Raw genomic sequence first — 18,626 nt, 5'->3', positions numbered from 1 at the left:
CCGTGCTGTGACGGGTCGATCACGTGGGGTACGGGCCCTGGGGCAGTACGAACGGGCGCCGAGGGTCCTCCGGGGCGAATCGGCGCAGGTCTGCGGCGGGGGACGGGGTGGGCAGCCAAGGGCCGAGCGCGCCGTAGACGTCCGCCGCGCGGGCCGGGCGGTCCTCGCGGTCCTTGGCCAGCAGCGACGACACCAGTGCCTGAATTCCGTCCGGTACGTCCACGCCCTGCTCGGTGAAGGTCGGCGGGCGACCCTGCAGATGGCCGTTCAGGAGCGCCATGGGGTTCTCCGAGGGGAACGGCGGGGTGCCGGCCAGGAGGTGGTGCAGCAGGCAACCGACGCTGTAGAGATCGCTGCGGGTGTCCGGAGCGGGAGACCCGGAGAGCAGCTCGGGTGAGGCATAGAGGAGGTTGCCTAGGCGCTGGCCCGTCGTGGTCAGCGCGGGGCCGTCGTCCGCTGCCAGCTTCACCAGACCGAAGTCGAGGATCTTCACCACGCCGTCGCGGCGGATCATCACGTTCTCCGGTTTGAGGTCCCGGTGGATGAGTCCCGCAGCGTGGGCAGCGGTGAGTCCCGAGCAGATCTGCGCCACCACGGCGGAGGCAGAGGCCACGTCGAGCCGTTCCCGCTCACCCAGGACCGTACCGAGTGTTTCCCCCTCGACCAGCTGCATCACGAGCCAGCGCAGGTCGCCCGTGATGTCGGCGTCGTAGACGGTCGCCACGTTGGAGCAGTCCAGCGTGGCCGCGGCTCGTGCCTCGCGTGCGAAGCGCTGCTGGAGACGGTCGTGCTCTCGTGAGTCCGCGAGCACGGCCGCGTCCGTGATCACCGTCTTGACGGCGACCGGCCGACCGAGGTGCAGGTCGCGGCCGTACCAGACGCGCCCCATGCTTCCTCGGCCCAGCGGATGCTCCAGCCTGTAACGCTCTCCGAGTACGGTTCCTTCGCGGACGGGGTCCATGATCTTCCCTCCCGGGCATGGTCAGCCGGAGCGTGCGGAAGTGATCGTAGGCCCAAACGATGTGCGGTTTCTCCGCGATTGGGGTCTGTGAACAAAGTCAACGGTCGTAGTAGGGTGGTTTCCAGGGCGGGACTGTGTGGCTTGTTTCATGTGCAGCTGGAGAGCTGGGATTCCACTCTCGATCCGTATCGCCTGGGAGATCTGATGACGTCGTCACGCGCCGTACCGGTGACCTTGGCCGAAATCGCGCGTCTCGCCGGAGTAGGGCGAGCCGCGGTGAGCAACTGGCGCCGACGGCACGAGTCCTTTCCGCAGCGGATCGGCGGCACGGACGTGAGCCCACAGTTCTCCCTGACCGAGATCGAAGCGTGGCTGCGCGACAACAACAAGCTCAGGAACGCCGCGGGCCGTGACTGGCTGTGGCCTCAGTTCGAGGCGCTCGGCAGCCGGGACGAGACGGGGCTGGCGATCGCCACCGCCGGGCGGTTGATGAGTCGGCCGCCGGTAGAGCGCGAGGCACCTGATGATCTGACCGGCCTGTCGGAACGGGCGCGGGAACTCGTCGCGCAGACGCTGGAGCTCGGACAGCGCGAAGGCCCGGCCGAGACCTTCGAGTTCCTGCTGGGGCGCTGGCTGGATGTCAACGTGCGCCAGATCAGCACGACCCCTGAACCGCTTGCCGCGCTCATGGCTGACCTCGCACTCCGGGTCAGGGCCAGGCCCGCTGGAGAGGACGGCCGCGTCCTCACTGTTCTCGACCCTGCCTGCGGGACAGGGCATCTACTGGCCGCGGTCGGCGCGGTCGGCTCGTCGGCCGCACTGACGGGTTGTGACAGCGATCCGGTACTCGCCGCTCTCGCGGACGCCCGTCTGGCGCTGACGCCGCGACCCGCAGGGACCGATGTGACCGCGCGAGTGGAGGTCGGCGACTCACTGCGCACCGACCCCTTCGCCGCCGTACGAGCGGATCTCGTGCTGTGCAATCCGCCCTTCAACGAGCGTGACTGGGGCTACGAAGAACTCGCCACGGACGCGCGGTGGGCGCATGGCATGCCTCCGCGCACCGAGCCGGAGCTCGCCTGGGTCCAGCACTGCCTCGCCCGGCTCCGTCCCGGAGGTACGGCTGTGGTCCTGCTCCCGCCCGCAGTGGCGACGCGCAGGGCGGGGCGCCGTATTCGGGGGTCATTGCTTCGTACCGGGTTGTTGAGGGCCGTCGTGGCGCTGCCAGCCGGCAGCGCGCCTCCCCACAGTGTCTCCCTGCAGCTCTGGGTGCTCCGGATGCCCGCCGCCGATGAGACCCCACAGGGCTCGGGCGAACTGCTGCTCGTCGACGGAGCCTCGCGCTTCCCGCGGGCCTCTGCCCGGGACTCCATGCCGGACTGGGACGCGCTCGGCGCTTTCGTCCGGTCCGCGGTCACGGCGGTCGGGGCGACCGGCGGGAGCGGTGCGGCAGGGGTCGCGAATGCGGGCTCGGCGCCGCGGATCCTGCCCGAGTGCGTCGCCGCCGTTCCCGTCATCGACCTCCTCGACGACGAGGTCGACCTCACCCCAGGCCGCCACGTCACTCCTGGAACCCTCGGCGAGGGGCCTCGGCTGATGGACTCCTGGAGCGAGTTCGGGCGTCTCGTCGCGGATCTCGGCGGCACGGGAGGACGTCTGGCCACCCTGCACGTGTGGGACGACGAGGCTGGGGCACAGCCCACCACGACCGTGGGCGAACTCGCGCGGGCAGGCGCGCTCACGCTGCGCTCGGGACAACAACCCGCCGACGGAACGGTCTGCGAGGGGCGGCCCGACGACAGCGGTGTCTCCCTGCTCACCATCCCCGACCTGCTCCTGGACGGCGAGCCCCGGACCTGGCTGTCGACGGCCGACGCAGACGCCGCGGGAGCCGTCATGGCCAAATCGGGAGATGTCGTGGTCGCGGGCGTGGCGCGTGCGTTCTCCGCCTGGGTGCACCAAGGCCGGCCGATGGCTCTCGGGCCGCAGTTGCACGCGCTGCGCGTGCATCCGGACCAACTGGACGCCTGGTTCCTGGCCGGCTCCCTGCGCGCTCCCGCCAACGCTCGTCAGGCCGGTACCCATGCGTCGAGCTCCTCGCGTGTGGACGTACGCAAGCTTCAGGTGCGACAGGTCCCGCTGGCGGAGCAGCAGCAGTACAGCGAGGCGTTCCGGCAGGTGGCTGCGTTCGAGAAGCTCGTCACACGGCTGAGCCTCCTCGGAGCCGGTCTGGTGCGTGACCTCAGTGACGAGCTGGCTGCGGGACGTCTGTCCGGCAAGGTGTGAGAGCGGGCGCTCTCACACCTGAGCTGTGCCGGGGTCCGCGAGCCGCTCGGTGACGTCCAGGTCCACCTCACGTCGGACCTCTTCCACGCGGGCGGCCAGGAGCGCGGGGAGTCCGGCAGCAGTGCGCCCGGCCTCCTCGATGGCCCGGATCGCCGCCTCGATCTCGCCGAACGCGAGGCGGCACTCCGCGACGCGAAGCCGGAGCACCGCGCGATCCGCACGCTCCTGGAGACCCTCACCGTGGACGAGCTCCTCGCTGATGTCCTGGTAGAGCCGGGCCGCGCCACCGCAGTCCCCGGTCAGACGAAGCCCTTCGGCGGCCAGCTCCCAGATCCGGCGAACCAGGGGACGCCGCGACCCCCACTCGGTGCGCGCTCGGTCGGCGAGCTCTGCGAGGTGGCGGACCGTTTCGTCCGGATCGCCTTCCAGGATCTCGCGCTCGGCCTGGTCGCAGAGCCGCTCGACGGCTCGTGCGTCCAGCCACTCCGCGTCCGCGCAGGAGACGGGCGCGGGGGGCGTTCGGGGCCGCTGTTCGGACGGTCTGTCCTGCGGATGCCGCAGGGGTGAGGTCGGGTCGGGGTGCAGCCTGGGCCGCGGTTCTGGATCACCCGGGCGCGGCGCCAACGGGCTTAGGACGTCGAGGACTTCATCGATGATGGGGCGTTCCTCGGGGTCCTTGGCCAGCATGTCGAGCACCAGTCGGTCCAGAGCCTCGGGAATGCCGGCGGAATACAGACTCGGCGCCAGTGCGTCCTGGTGCAGATGTTGTTCGATCAGCCCTTTCGTCCCTTCCATGGTGAAGGGCGGTCGGCCGGTGAAGAGTTCGTAGCACACGCAACCGAAGGCGTAGATGTCCGTGCGCGTGGTGGGCTCCTTCTCCAGGATCTGTTCGGGCGCCTGATAGCCGCGACTGCCGAGCGTCGAACCGTGCCTCGTGTAGTGCGTGACGCCGACGCCCAGCGGTTTGGCGATGCCGAAGTCCAGAAGGGCCACGATGCCCTCCTCGGAGATCATGATGTTCTGCGGCTTCAGGTCCCGGTGCACGACGGGAAGCATGTGGGCGCAGGCCAGGGCGTCCGCCGTCGACACGGCCACGGCGACCGCGACGCTGAGGGGCAGCGGGGCGTGCAGGCCGAGGAACTTGTGAAGCGTCGCGCCTGTCACGAGACGCATCACGAGATACGGCATGGACTGGTGCGACCCCTGGTCGTACAGCTCGGGGATGCCGGGATGGTCCAAGCGGCCCAGAAGGATCCCCTCGCGACGGAACCGGGCGCGGAGCATATCGAGCTCGGCCAGCCGCTCGTGCGTGTCGAGCTGTTGAAGGTCCTCGGAATCGGGGCGCAGGAACTTGACAGCGACGTCTCGCCCCGTCACCAGATCGGTGGCGCGCCAGACCTGGGCCATGCCCCCTTTTCCGATCGGCTCGGCCAACCTGTAGCGCCCGCCGACGACTTCGCCCTTCCGGATCCCCTGTGAACCCGCGTCCATCGCTGCGCCCCTCTGTACGCCTGCACTGTCTGGCGGCCATCAGCGTACCGTGAATGAACAAGATGATGATGCGTTCATGGACTCAGTTCACAGATGTGTGCCATGCTGGGTGTGTACTCGGTGTTCGACGCTTCCGAGTAGATCCCTTCCGATGCCCGCCCTCACCAGGGGAAACGATGCAGACTCCGCCAGGGACCGCCGGTCACGGCTGGCTGATCAAGGTGAGCTCCCGGATGGCCCGCCCTGACCCGACGGCTTGCCCCACACATCTGCGCACGGCTGCGCGGCCGCTGCTGGTGGCCGATCCGCCCGTGCCGTTTCGTCCCTCTCCCGTCGAGGACTTCGGACCGGGACCTCTCTTCGCCGCACTCGACCTGTGGGAGCACGAGGGCTGGTCAGTCCAGCGGGTGCTCGATGAACTGCGCCAGAACCGTGGACCGGTTCGCGGTCGCAGCGCGCCTCCTCATCCCGCCCTGTCGGCATGGACCGTCGAGGTGTTCGAGCGGTACGTCGCAGCCCGCGGCGTGGAGCAGCGGGCGGCACGGGAGGCCGGGCTCCCCCCGACCGAGCCGGTCCGGCTGAGCTGGACGGTGCGGACCGAGAGACGGGAGGTCCTGGACGCGCGAGGAGCGGGGCAGTACGAGCACACGGCCTGGGGCCGCCAGTACGCCTCCGCCGACGGTTCCGTACGGGACCTGTGGATCCCCTCACTCCGCCGAGCGAAGCCCGACCGGGCCGCCGCGGAGAAGGCGGCCATCGCGTACGTCATGGCACAGGGCGAGCCCACGCCACGCCGCCGTCGCGGAACCGAACCGCCGGAAACCGCCAGTTCTGGCAGCCGACTGCCGGACCACGTCCGGGTGTTCGACTTCGGCTGTGCGGACGGCGGCGTCACCCCGTTGCTCGACTGGAGCCAGGACGTGGTGCGTGAGCGATTCGCGGCCGACGCGGCCCCCGCCTTTCGCGCGGTCGCGACCGGAGTCGGTACACGACCGGGGGCGAGCTGCGTCGAGTGCAAGGCGCTCAGCCAGTGCTCGTCGGTTCGCCGCACTCCTGGCCTGTGGGGTGCGTCTGCTGCGGCGCCGACGCGCAGCCGGCGTTCGGTCTCGGCCTGGGACCTGCGGCTGCACGGCGAATGCCCCGCCCAGTACCACCTCGTACGGCAGCTGTATCTGGACGACCTCACGCAGGAGAACGACGGAGCACGCCGGGGCCGGGCCGTGGACGCCCTGCTCAACGAGCGGCATGGGGCTTCCCCGGCCCGGGGCTGCCGCGACCTGCCGACGCCCGACGCGTCCTCGATGCCTGCGGGCTTCGATCTGGACGCTTCGCTCACGGGCGTCGCGGTGCGCATGATGGAGGAGCACCGGTCGCTCTGTCCGCTGAACGGGATCGGGAAGAGCGAGAAGGTTCTCGTCCAGCACCGGGTGACCGCGTATGTGCCCGAGGTCGACGTCGTCGTCCTGGCCGTACCCGACTTGCTGTACTCGTACCGCGGCCGGTGGATCTGGCGCGAGACCAAGACATCTTCCCGCTCGTTGTGGGAGGGGCGCTCGCTGCTGCGGTCCTATCCCCAACTGGCCCTGGGCGTACTGCTGTTCTCTGCAGGTGCGCTGGACGTCGATCCACGGCGTTCCTGGGTCGAGTTCGAGCTTCTGAGAGAAGAACGGGGAGCCAGCCTCCTGGAACGGATCGATCCGAGCCGACCCGAGAGCGTCGCCGAGGCCCGTGAGGTCATCGCCGAGCTCGCGCAGCCGCTCCTGAGCGACACGTCGTACGAACCGAGGACCGGTCGGCACTGTCACAGCTGCCAGGCCCGGACCTGGTGCAGACCGGGCACCGCGTACGTGGCCGACCATCCGCCGACCTCCAGTGCCCCCGCACCGGCGCCGGAAACCGATCAAAGGAAATGCGGTGTCTGACCCCTCGCCCGTACCGGACTGGCTGGCGAACCCCGACGTCGTGCTGCTACGCGACATCGCCACCGCCGTCGTACGGCTCGACGGGGTCGGACGGCTCGACGCGTTCACGCTGCCCTACCCCGCCGAGGCCCAGAGGGCTCTGGACGCGTTGGTGCTCGCCTGCCTGCGGACGGAGGCACGGCCGCCGTCCGGGCTGCCCGAGTTGATCCGTTGGTCTCGCACACGCCCCCTGGGCAGCTGGCCGCTCGACCGGTTGCCGGACGGGCTGTTCACCACCGCGGACCGACTGATCGACGCGGATTCCGGCGAGCCGACGCAGCTCTGTCACGAACTGGCCGTCAAGGGACTCGGAGACAGCACGGGACGGCAGTACGACCGGCTGGTGATCCACGAGGCCATGCGCGCCTGTCGCGACGCGTCGTCCCCCGAGTCCTACACCGCGTTCCGCCGGCTGCTCGTCATGCGCCCTGTGCTGACCGAGGCGGAATGGGCCGAGATCAGCAGTGATCTCTACCTCGATCCGGTCCGCTTCCTGATCGAGGAGATCTACGCACCCGCCCCGGTCAGCAATCGCAGGGACGGCGCCTGCCTCGCCTGCGGACGGTGCCTGACGCTGCTCACCCCGCTGGCTGACGGCGGTTGGTGGTGCGAACGGGACCAATGCCGATACCAGGGGCCGCCACCGCACGGCCGGCTGCTGGCAGGCGCCGAGGTAGGGGAGATTCGCCAACTTCGACGTCCGCTCCGTCAGTTCGTCACGGGGCCCGGGAGAGCGGAGGCCGCTCTTGAGCGTGACCTGCGTGGCCTGGGGCTCGCGGTCGAGATGTGGCCCGGCTACGACGCCTACGACCTCAGGGTCACCTTCCCCGACGGCCACGTCTGGGCGGTCGACGTCAAGGACTGGGCCCATCCCGGGTTCCTCGGCAGGGCCGCCGAGGCGGTGCGGCCCGATCCGCCCTACGACGAGGCCTGCTGGGTGGTACCGCGCTTTCGGGTGCAGGCGCGCCGTGACTACCTCGACCGGTTCGCGCATGAGCGCCCCGCACACGCCGACGGTCTTCGACTGCTGACGGACGACCAGCTGAAGAAGGCCGCACGCGCGCGGCTGCGCGGCGAAGACGGGCCGGAAACCCGCATCTCACACCGCTCGTGACGACCAGGAACGGAGCCGACCATGCGTGATCGCAGCAGCTGGTACCGGCAGCTTGCCGAAGACCTCAGGCCCTGGCCCCAAGAGCATGCGGCCACGAAGCCCGCGCTGCTCTGCCAGGTCGAACTCGGCCTACGGCTTCTCGAAAGACTGGACGCCGGCCGTGCTGCCGACGGGGTGTGGGTGCTCCTGGGCGGGTATCCGTTCGCCCAGGCGTCCGGCCTCGCCACCGGCCCCGCCGACCAGCTCGCGCTGACTGCCGCGCGGCACCTGCTGTGGCCGCTGCGCCGACGACGTATGTGGGAGCAGAGCGTGGAGGCGTATCTCGACCTGCCCGAGCGGCTCCGCGCCTACCGCGTTCCGTCGGGCCGCGCCCCTGCCCGACGCGTCAGTCCGCCAGTGGCCGCGCACCGCTTCGCCGTGTACGACGCTGCGCTCGGTAAAATCCCGGACTTCGCGACGAATCCGCTCCCGCAGGCCGGCGAAGGAACCCATCGGTTCATGGAGCGCCGCCGGCACGCCTCCGTCACGGTGCCGGCCGAGCTGGTTCGAGAACCCGCACGCGGCCACGACCTCGCTGCGGGGCGCCCGGGTGCCGACGGAGCGGGCCGACCGGGCGGGCCGGACGGGGAAAACGCTGTCATCGCATCGGGCGTTCCGCTCACCGTTCCGCTCGCCGAACTCGCGGACACCGCCAAGTGGATGGACGAGGAGGAGGACCGCCGTGGACTCAAGCCCGGCAACTGGGCGGAGCGGCTGACCAAGCTGGAGCTCGACACGCGTACTGCGGAGGGGGCGGCCTTCGAGAAGGCATGTGCACTGCCACTCGACCAACTGACACATCTGGTGGGCATGGTGGGTGCCGGAAAGTCCACCCTGATGACGCTGCTGGCCGTCTGGGCTCACAAGAAGCACCTCCGCACCACGCTGGTCGTCGGTGACGTCGCCGAGCAGCTCACGCTGACCGAGCTGTTCCGAGGCCTTGGACTGCGTGCTTCGATGGTGCAGGGCGGTACGACTCGGCAGCAGCACACCCAGCGTCTGCACCGTCGACTCGCCGCACGAGGAGCGCACTCCCTGCTGGCCCACACCAGCCAGGCCTTCTCCCACCTCAGTACGGCCTGTCCCCTGGACGCGCTGCGCGGCCTGGACACGGCCGAACCTCTTCGCTTCGCCGACGCGCCCTGCGGCGGCCTCCATCCGGTGCGCCGCCGGGCCAGCGCCGAAGAACCCGCCGCCGCACAAGTCACCCGGGAACTGAAGCAGGCCCGTGGCGCGCAGGCCGACAGTCCGAGCGTTGAGCTGTCCGACACCGAAGAGCTGCGGAACCCCCATGCCTGCCCGCTCTGGACCGCCTGCCCGCGGCACTCCGCGGCTCGCAAGCTCGTGGACGCGCTCATCTGGGTGGCCAACCCGGCGAGCCTGGTCCAGACGGCGGTGCCGCGCCAGCTCAACGCCGAGCGCCTGCGCTACCTGGAACTCGCCTGTCTGCGCAGCGACATCGTGGTCGTCGACGAAGCCGACCGGGTCCAGATGCAACTCGACCAGATGTTCGCACCCTCCGCCACCCTGGTGACCACCGGACCCGAATCGTGGCTCGACCAGCTCCAGACGCACGAGATCGCGGAGCTGTCCGGCCAGGGCAGGTTGCAGCTGTCCGACCAGGATGTCGAACGCTGGTCCGCGGCCCTGGACGTGGTCGGCTCCGCCGCCGACCGGCTCTACGCCATGCTCATCGGGAACAAGGACCTGAGGGACTGGGTGCAGATCGACTACTTCAGTGCGTGGACGCTTCAGGAAAAGCTGCTGCACGCCTGGTATCCACTGCGCCCCCTTCCTGCCGGCCCGGACGGCGAACTCCACACCGGTCAGGGCGACGCGGCCGGTGCAGACGTGGAGGACGAAGCCGAGCTTTACGAGGACGAGGAAGGTCTGGGTGCAGGGGCTTCTCACGCCGCCGCCACCGCCTCCGTGCCCTGGGCGGCTCGCCGCAAAGCGGTGAACGATCTGTTCGACGCCTTCCGTGACGATCCGCTCGGCGACCGCGGGGCTTATGGGACTGCCACCGACGCGTTGGTCCGCCTCGCTCAAGACCTCCTGCACACCCTCAACGAAAAGCAGACGCGCAGGCGTGTTCGTGCGTTGTTGGCCACCCTTCTCGACGGAGCGCCAGGGCCGCGGCAGCGCGCGACGCCCTTGCCGCAAAGGGGAGAGGAGGCCGCTTCAGGGGACACCCCATTCACAGAGGAGTGGCTCGAACTCAACGCCCAGCGACTGGAGTTCTCACTCATTCTTGCCGCCCTCCACCAGCGCCTGGACCGTGTGACTTTTTTGTGGCCGCAGGTGGAAGCGGCTTTGAGGCTCGACCCCGCCAGCCACGAGCTGACCCGGCGTCCTCCGCTTGACTACGCGCCCTTGCTTCCCGAAGCGCCGATGGGCAACGTCCTCGGCTTCCAGTACCTGCTGGACGAGCGGGTCAACTCTCAGGGACGTGACGGTCAGCGCACCGGTACCCTGCGCTTCTTCCGGTGTGCCGGCGTGGGCCGTGAGCTTCTGCTGTCCCTGCCCCAGCTCGGCGCCGATCCCAGCCGAGGCGTGCCCGGCCCGCACGTACTGCTGATGTCCGGCACCAGCTGGGCGGGCACGTCCACTCGCGCTCATGTACTCGCGCCCGTACAGGCTGTCCTCAAGCCGCAGCAAAAGGAGCTGGACTCGATTCGCGACACCGAGTTCCGCACCGAGTTCCTGTACGACGACGCAGGAGTCCCGATCCGTCTGTCGGGTCAGGATCCCGAGAAGAGGGAGGATGTGCTCCGCCTCCTGGTGCACAAGCTGGCGCGGCCGGGACGTGACGGCAGCGCCGGCCCGCTGCAGAGGGAACTCGCGCAGGTCCCGGACGAGCGCCGCCGGCGGGCGCTGCTGCTCGTGGGGAGCTACCGGGAGGCCTCGGTGACGGCGGATCTCCTGGACGAGATTCCGCGCTGGCACGGCAGGGTGCGGGTCCTCGCCGCCGACGATGCCGAGCTCGAAAGCGCCGTCGATGGTGAGTTTCCTTCCGGCAAGTCGACGTTCCGCGCTGGTGCCGTGCGCCGCGGTGACCTCGCCTCCTTCGCGGACGACCCGGACGCCGAAATCCTGGTGGCTCCGCTTCTGGCGGTCGAGCGTGGGCACAACATTCTGACGGTCCCCCAGCGCCCTGGAGAGGAACGCGTAGCCGCCTTCGGGACGGTGTTCTTCCTGGTCCGCCCGCACCCTCGCCCCGACGATCTGTCCCTTGCCGTCTTCGCCATCAACGACTGGGCCGCTCGGTTCGTGCGAGATCAGCCCGGTCTGCCGCAGGGTACCTTCCGCGAACTGGTGGGAAAGGCCGACGGACTGAACGACGCGGGAGGTGCCTTCCGCACGACCGCGCGCGGAGTGTGGCGGCATCTGCTGTCACGGCCCTACATCTACTCGGTGCTCTCCGACGCCGAGAAGGAATCGTTCGCATGGGATCAGCTCGTCACCATCTGGCAGGTGATCGGGCGCCTGGTGCGTGGTGGTGTGCCCGCACGGGTGGTGTTCGTCGACGCGGCCTTCGCTCCCCGGCTCGCTGCCAGGCACGCCCCTGCCTTGTCGTCGAACCGGCGCCCGCGCTGGCTCAACGACCCAGGTCTCCTCGTCCGGCTCCGGGACGTATTGGCCCCCTACTTCGCACCGGACGTGGATCCCGGCGCCTTCCCGGACCCGGCCGATCCCTCGCTGGTCAGGCTTCTCTACCGCCCCCTGTACGAGGCGTTGTGCACCCTCGGATCGCCTCGTCCCACCACGTACTGAGCCCCTGCCGATCCGACCTGCACTGCACAGGAGAACCACGATGTACAAAGAGATCCGCCGGGCCGCTTACCACCTGGCCGATGCCGCGGAGCCGTGGACCGAGGACTTCCGAGCACTCCCGTTTCCCGAGCACTGGCACGAGGGGCTTCTGGAGCTGCACAACTACGGGCGTTCAGAGGGGGAGTGGCACAAGACGATTCCCACGCGACGCCTGGACGGTGTTCTGCAAACCCTCGCGCCCGACGTGATCGTCCGCCCGCGTCCCCGGTCGCCCATGGGTGAAGGGCCCATGCCCGCGGAGGACTTCTGGATGTACGTGCCCGCCGACGCACCTGATCCGCTCCCGGATAACACACTGGGGCAACTGCTGGATGCCTGGTTGCGCACGCTGGGGCCCAAAGAGGCGGCGGGAGATCCCGCCTTTCGCTCGCAGCTGCTCGGCTGCAGCGCGGAGTTGAAAAGGAACCTGCCGGTGTGGGAGCCGGTTCCTGGAGTGGATCAGCTGGGAGCCACTGCCACCGACGGTGGAACGGCCGCTCCGGAGCCCCGGCAGTTCCAGCTGGCCACCGACGCGCTGGCTCGTCGGATCCTCAGGCTCGACCCCTACCCCTTCGAAGGGGGGGAACTTCACTTCCGGGCGCTGCCCAGGGGGCCGCGCGACCAGGGCGCAGAGCTGATGTCTCAGCCGCTGTGCAGGACGATCAAGCGCAAGGAATGGTGGTTCTCCATCGTCCTCAACATCTCCCTGCACACGACACCGTTCGCCCCCCGATCCCGGCTCCATCTGCACTGGGGAGTACGCCGCTGGGCCACGCACCCCAGGTCGGACACCAGGCGGCTCGACCTGTCGTACCGCCAGGCGACCACCGTCTACCTCCGGCCGAAGATTCCCTGGCTGCCCGGGGCGCCGGCCACCGAGCGGCACGCCCTCGCCCGCCTGCGGCGCGACCGTACGACGGACGCCTTCACTTGGGTCGAGAACGACCCCGCAGGCATCCTCCACCGACTCAGCGTCACTGGTCATTTCCCAGATGCCGCACAGTTGTTGTCGGAGCCTTCCGCATGGATCGGAGAGGGACCGGGTGTAAGGGCTGCGGTTGTGCACAGCACGCGCATGGGCGTTCACGAAGTCGGGCCCGGCCTCATGTCCCATCAGCGATCTCAGCTCACCGCGTGGGCAGAACAGGCGCTGCCTGAAGGTGTGGAGCGCGTACCCGATCTCGTGCGTGGCCGAGGCCGGGGAACCGGTGCCCCGGCGAACCGTCGGCCGAAGTCGAACGGTGATGCCCTGAAGAAGAAGGAAGATGACCTGCGGGCGGCTCTTGCCCGGCGGGCCGCGCTGGCGGCCGTGTCCCGCATGGCGCACGCAGGCACGGGACGAGGCGGGCCTCCCGTGGTCGAAGCGCGCCTGCTGTGGCAGACCGCCGAGGTACGGCGTGAGGCGATCGCGGCCTTCATGGAAGCCCTCGGTCTGGACGGCGACACCGGTGGAGTCCAGACCACTGACCAGGACTTCGATCAGGCGAGGCCGGGGAACCCTGTCGTGCTGCACTGGAGCACGCCGGAACTCGACCTGCGACTGCGGTGTCTGCCGCTGGTCGACGGGCTCGCCGACTCCTTGAACCTCCCGTCCGGAGCCAGGGGCAAGGCGGCCAGGATCGCGGATGCCGTGACGACGCGCCGCCGTGCGCTACGTGACTGGCTGCAAGAGGACGGAACGGACGTAACTCGCCCTGGCCTGACTCTTGTCGAGATTGCTCATCGAAGCACCTTCCGCCCGAGTGGGACGGACCCCAAGTTCGCGATCCGGCTCGGGTGCGCCGACGCGGGCCTGCTGACCCAGTTCGTTGTCACCCCGTCCACTGACCGGCAGATCAAAAACGCCGACAGCCTTGGGCACCGCGCGCACAGCGCCTGGCTGGACGGACTCCGCCAGCTCGGGGTACGCGTCCTGCCACAGCACACCCTCGGTGGCGATCTCCCTGGCGACCTGCGCTACGCCGCGCTCTGGATGGTCAAGCGGCGCAAGGACGGGCCCACCCGACTCCCGAAGCATGTGCCGGTGGCCGTCCTTGTCTCGCCCCACCCGGAAGACAACAGCCTGGCAGTCGTAGAAGGCTGGGACGACGATGCGCGTTCCTGGGTCTCCTATCCGGAATTTCTTCTCGGCCTCGTGAAAAAGGCAGAGATCGATCCGGAGGCCTACACGGAGCCGGTGCCTGTGATCCCCGGACAGCGCGACGCCACGAGCACGGCCGTGGCTCGGGTCACTTCCAAGGCATGGCGTGCCAATCTGGCCCAACAACGCAGAGAGACCGCGAGTTTTCTGCAGCGCATGCTCCACTCCTTGCGTGGCGTTCCGACAGTCCTCATCACACATGCCCAGAACAGCAGACTGCACTGGCCCTGGCTTCAGGACGGCCAGATCGTCAGTGACCTGGTCAAGCCGGGTCACGCGCCGGCCGGGCGACTCGACGACGAACTGCGGCTCGTACGAGTGCGAGGGCGGACGGGGCGCGAGACCGCCCAGTGGTGGGGGCTGGCGGACCCTGGCGGGGCCAATGGCCAACCGGCAGGGTTCTGGGCACAGGAGCCGCTCGATGACAGCGAGCAGCGATGCACCGACGAGCGGATCTTCTACAGCACCACTGAGCGCCCCGGATCGTTTGCCATTTCACCAGCGCTCGACAGAATCGCCACTCGCGTAAATGCCGCGGGCAACCTGACATCCCAGGCGGGCACGGGCGCGTGGAACCCGACGCTCGTCGAAATCGCAGTCCTCGGATGTCATCCACGGGGAGGTGACACGGGCATCCGGTCGCAAAGGCCAGATGACCCTGAGGCGCTGGCCCTGGCGATGCACCAGCTGCGGCAAGCCCCCGACTACGCGGCCGCGCTGTCCTTGCCACTCCCGCTCCATCTGGCTGGGCTGGCGCAGGCCTACGTGCTTCCCATGTTCGCGGAAGGAGACTCGACCGACGAGCAGGAAGCCGAGGACACTGTGGACGAGGTCGCACGGACCGTGTTCACTGAGGCCGTGCTGGACTTGGACCCGGATAGCGACGAGGCAATCGGCGTGTCCGGAGAGCCAGACCCCGAGGATCAACTTTCGCTGTTCTGAGGCTCCGGCACTCGGCTTCATGCGGATTCTTGACGAATCGGCGATCCTCGATGGACCGATTCGACCTCGGTCGAATCGGGTCGATTTCCTGTGACTGCCCCTGATCGCCCCCTGCAACCCGGCCTGGACTAGCAGGTCGCAGGCCGGTGCGGTCCAGTTCCGCAAGAGGTCAAAGGGTGGCTCGGATAGATCCAGCGTCCATCCTGGCTCGTCCGCCCGGGGAAGATCAGCCGGGGCGGATTCGCTCGATGCCTTCCGGGTGACGCTCCCATTGGCTGTCAAAAGGCTTGGAGCAAGTTGCGGTAGACGCTGCAAGGTTGTCGTTCCGCTACGGGCAAAGTCGACGGTGTTCGCGCTCATCGAGCGGTTCCACGAGGCCACCGGCGGCCGGATCCTCGTCGACGGCAAGGACGTCCAGGACTGGTCCCTGGCCGAATGCTGGCAGGTATCCTGCGGGAGGACCTGGTCTTCGCGGCGCCCGGCGCGACGGACGACGACATCCGTGAGGGTCCTGGCCCGGACGAGGCTCAATGCCCTCGTCGAGTGCCTGCCCCACGGCCTCGACACCCTGGTCGGACACTGCGGTTCGAAACCGTCGGGCGGCGAACGGCAGCGCATCACCATCGCCCGCGCCCTGCTGCGGGGCCCCGGCTGATGCTCCTGGACGAGGCGACCTCGCAGCTCGACGCCGTCAACGAGCTCGCGCTGCGGGACGTCATTGCGGAGGTGGCCTGCGAGACCACCGTGCTGTTGGTGGCCCACCGCCTGTCGACGGTGACCGGCGCCGACCGGATCGTCGTCAGGGGCGCCGGCCGGTCCGCGCCGTCGGCACCCACAAGGAACTGGTGACCGAGGACCCGCTGTACGCACAACTGGCGGCCACCCAGCTCCTGGCCCCCGCCCGACTACCCATCACACGCCAGGTTGTCCGGTCGACCATTGCCCCCCTCCCGGCCGGACCACCCCGCGGCGCAACGACATGCACGGAAGCCAGGACCGCGAAAGGCCCCCTATGCGCACCGAGTCCGGTGCCTCCACGAGGTGGGCGCCCGACAGGCTGCCGCACCGAGGGCGAGGTCCGCCATCAGTGCCGCCTTTGGTCTTTGTCCGTCACCTGCAGGGCCCCACGACGGGGAACGACGTGTGCGCCCCAAGGCTCGGCCGATAGTGTCACCGCTGGTGATCGTGCCGGGGCAGAGGCCGTCCCCATCCGACGGGGAGCTGAGCCGGTCCGGCAGACAGTGGGGGAGAGGCGAGTGCACGCTCAGGAGACCACGTTCAAGGAGCTCGTCCAGGGCGAGAAGCAGTTCCAGGTGCCGCTCTACCAGCGCACCTACAGCTGGCAGCAGGACGAACTGCGGCAGCTCTGGGACGACGTGCTGGAGCTGGTCGAGGAGCAGCTGGAGGGCAGGACCCCCGCGACCCACTTCCTCGGCTCCGTGGTGCTCGCCCCGGGAAGGATCACCGCGGGAGGCATGCAGCGCTGGCTCGTCGTGGACGGCCAGCAGCGGCTCACCACCCTCATGCTGGCGCTCACCGCGCTGCGTGACCGCTACCGCGAGCGCGGCGCCGAACGGGACGCCGACCGTATTCACGACCTCGTGCTCGTCAACAGATACCGCAACGGAGACGACCACTACCGCCTCCTGCCGACGCAGGCGGACCGCGAGGCCTTCACCGCGTGCGTGGAGAACACTCCCAAGGCAGGTGGCCCCGGCAATGTGGGCGCCGCCTACCGCTTCTTCCTGGCCGTCCTCACAGAGGGCGAGGAGAACGGCGGCGAGGCATGGACGGCCGCGGTGGAAACCGTCTTGAGCAGTCTGCTGTCCATCGTCGAGATCACGGCGGCCGAAGGCGACAACGTCTACCGCATCTTCGAGTCCATCAACAACACCGGTGTCGGCCTGCGTCAGAGCGACCTGCTGCGTAACTACCTCTTCATGTGCCTGCAGACCCGCGGCGAGTCCGTCTACCGCAATCACTGGCTGCCCATGCAGGATCTCCTCGGCCCCGACCACCTCGAACTGCTCGTCTGGCTCGATCTGGTCGTGGCGGGCAACAGCCGGGCCAAGCAGAGTGAGATCTACCGCGACCAGAAGAAGCGCCTGGAGCCGCTGAGCACCGACGAGGCGGCACTGGAGGCCGAGATCGCTTCCCTCGCCCGGCGGGCCGAACGGCTGATGCGCATCCTGGAGCCCCGGCGGGAGCCGGACCCGGAGCTGCGCGAGATTTTGGAGCGGCTGTCCCGGTGGGGCGGCCAGACCCACTACCCGCTGGCGCTTCAGCTGCTCGACCGCGTCGACGACGGACGGGCCACGCCCCAGCAGGCCGCCCGAGCGCTGGCCTACGCCGAGAGTTACATGGTGCGCCGCCTCTTGGCGGGTCTGTCCACCACGGGCAGCAACCGGGTCTTCATGGAGATGCCCAAGGAACTGGAGAAGGACGACGACCCGGCGGACGCCGTACGCCGCTTCCTGTCGCGGAGCAAGGCGGGGGCACGTGTCTGGCCCGGCGACGAAGCGCTGCGCGAGGCGGTCCGCACCCGTCCCTTCTACAAGGCGGGCCGCAGCAACCAGCGGTTCCAGGTGCTGCGCCGACTGGAGGAGAGTTACGACGGCAGCGAGCCCGTCGACTACGCCAAGGCATCCCTCACCGTCGAGCACGTCCTGCCGCAGAACCCGGCGCAGCAGTGGTACGACCTTCTCGCCGAGGACGCCGAGGACGGCCAGAGCCCGGACGAACTGCACGCCCTGCTCGTCCACACCCTGGGCAACCTCACCCTCTCCGCGGACAACGCGCGCCTGTCGAACCACCCCTTCCGCCGCAAGCAGGAAATCCTCGACGCCAGCGCCCTGCGCATGAACCAGCGGATCGCCGCCGAGGAGCGGTGGGGGAAGACGGAGATCCTCGCCCGAGCCGACGAACTGGCCGACAGGGCAGTGCGGTTGTGGCCCGGTCCTGCAGAGGGATTCGTCCAGGCGGAGGACGAGTGGGCCGGCTGGAAGGAACTCCGGGCCGTCCTCCTCGCGATGCCTGCCGGCACGTGGACGACGTACGGTGATATGGCGGCACTCATCGGCACTCATGCCGTCCCGGTGGGACAGCACCTGGCGACTAGGGCGAGCCTCCACGGCGCCTACCGCGTGCTGACGGCGGATGGCCGCGTCTCGGCGGGCTTTCGATGGCCGGACGGCAAGGAGTCCGGCGACGCGCGGACCCGCCTGGAAGCGGAGGGCGTCCCCTTCGACGACGCGGGACGGGCCCGCCGCTCCCACCGGCTGACCACCGCCGACCTGGCGGCCCTGCTGGGCAGGGACACCGCCGATGAGAGCGAGCCGTCCACGCAGGCCGAAGACGAGCCACAGACGAAGTCCGACCGGTTCGAAGCGCAACTCCGAGACAACCAGACCGAGGAGACCGTGCAGGGTGTCCTCGGCGCGCTGCGTTTCTGGGAGCAGCAGGGTGGCCACCTCGCCTACGGCCGAGCCGACGAGACCAGTTGCTTCCCGATGGTGCGGTTCGGCGACGCGCGCGATACCGCCCGTGCGCTCTGGCCGCTGGGGATCTACCCGGTCGCGGGCACGGTCGAAGTGGTCTTCCAGTACTTGAAGCGGCGCCCCCCGTTCGACGACGAGCCACTGCGTCGTGACCTGATGACCCGGCTGAACGGAATCGAGGGCATCGACCTGGCCGAGGCCAAACTGGACCTGCGTCCGTCCTTCCCGCTGGAGGTCTTCTCCGGGCAGAGCGAGGAGATCTGCGCGGTGCTGGAGTGGTTTGCGCACACCGCCGCGCTGGCCGAGGCCCGCCGCATGATGGACGACGGTCCGGACACGCTCTGACGTCACGTCACGTCACGTCACGTGCGTGGGCCCCGAG

At 69.2% G+C, this 18,626-nt stretch carries 10 protein-coding genes; 8 read left to right on the top strand and 2 right to left on the bottom strand.

The annotated features are described in order from the left end of the window. Window positions 1-19: 19 nt before the first annotated feature. Window positions 20-961: a serine/threonine-protein kinase gene (locus tag ACZ7MG_RS15055; RefSeq protein ID WP_471380412.1), complete on the bottom strand. Its 942-nt coding sequence runs from the start codon at window positions 959-961 to the stop codon at window positions 20-22. Window positions 962-1,165: 204 nt separating this feature from the next. On the opposite strand from ACZ7MG_RS15055, the gene ACZ7MG_RS15050 reads away from it, so the two are divergent. Then, entirely contained in the window at window positions 1,166-3,247 is a 2,082-nt protein-coding gene (locus ACZ7MG_RS15050) for an N-6 DNA methylase (RefSeq protein ID WP_471380413.1), read from the top strand. Between the two features lie 12 nt (window positions 3,248-3,259). Here ACZ7MG_RS15050 and ACZ7MG_RS15045 read toward each other — a convergent pair whose 3' ends face one another. Beyond that, window positions 3,260-4,738: a serine/threonine-protein kinase gene (locus tag ACZ7MG_RS15045; protein WP_471380414.1), complete on the bottom strand. Its 1,479-nt coding sequence runs from the start codon at window positions 4,736-4,738 to the stop codon at window positions 3,260-3,262. 176 nt (window positions 4,739-4,914) lie between these two features. On the opposite strand from ACZ7MG_RS15045, the gene ACZ7MG_RS15040 reads away from it, so the two are divergent. The 7 genes from ACZ7MG_RS15040 (at window position 4,915) to ACZ7MG_RS15010 (ending at window position 18,589) form a co-directional block, all read left to right on the top strand. Then, on the top strand, window positions 4,915-6,660 hold the full coding sequence (locus ACZ7MG_RS15040) for a PD-(D/E)XK nuclease family protein (protein ID WP_471380415.1): 1,746 nt from the start codon (window positions 4,915-4,917) through the stop codon (window positions 6,658-6,660). Next, window positions 6,653-7,813 carry a pPIWI_RE_Y domain-containing protein gene (locus tag ACZ7MG_RS15035; protein WP_471380416.1) on the top strand — a complete coding sequence of 387 codons (1,161 nt, stop codon included), beginning with the start codon at window positions 6,653-6,655 and terminating at the stop codon, window positions 7,811-7,813. The genes ACZ7MG_RS15040 and ACZ7MG_RS15035 overlap by 8 nt, the downstream gene beginning before the upstream one ends. Window positions 7,814-7,834: 21 nt before the next feature. After that, complete coding sequence (locus ACZ7MG_RS15030) at window positions 7,835-11,626, top strand: pPIWI_RE_Z domain-containing protein (RefSeq protein WP_471380417.1); 3,792 nt, start codon at window positions 7,835-7,837, stop codon at window positions 11,624-11,626. A gap of 40 nt (window positions 11,627-11,666) precedes the next feature. After that, window positions 11,667-14,747: a pPIWI_RE module domain-containing protein gene (locus ACZ7MG_RS15025; protein WP_471380418.1), complete on the top strand. Its 3,081-nt coding sequence runs from the start codon at window positions 11,667-11,669 to the stop codon at window positions 14,745-14,747. A 346-nt stretch (window positions 14,748-15,093) separates the two neighbouring features. Next, window positions 15,094-15,402, top strand: coding sequence for an ATP-binding cassette domain-containing protein (locus tag ACZ7MG_RS15020; protein ID WP_471380420.1), 309 nt, complete (start codon window positions 15,094-15,096; stop codon window positions 15,400-15,402). Continuing rightward, window positions 15,402-15,596: a hypothetical protein gene (locus ACZ7MG_RS15015; RefSeq protein WP_471380422.1), complete on the top strand. Its 195-nt coding sequence runs from the start codon at window positions 15,402-15,404 to the stop codon at window positions 15,594-15,596. The genes ACZ7MG_RS15020 and ACZ7MG_RS15015 overlap by 1 nt, the downstream gene beginning before the upstream one ends. A 407-nt stretch (window positions 15,597-16,003) precedes the next feature. Then, window positions 16,004-18,589: a GmrSD restriction endonuclease domain-containing protein gene (locus ACZ7MG_RS15010; protein ID WP_471380424.1), complete on the top strand. Its 2,586-nt coding sequence runs from the start codon at window positions 16,004-16,006 to the stop codon at window positions 18,587-18,589. Window positions 18,590-18,626: the final 37 nt, after the last annotated feature.

It is taken from the genome of Streptomyces sp. NPDC107538 (assembly GCF_055657445.1).
Note: the sequence above shows the minus strand (reverse complement) of the source record. Positions and strands in the feature narration are given on the sequence as shown.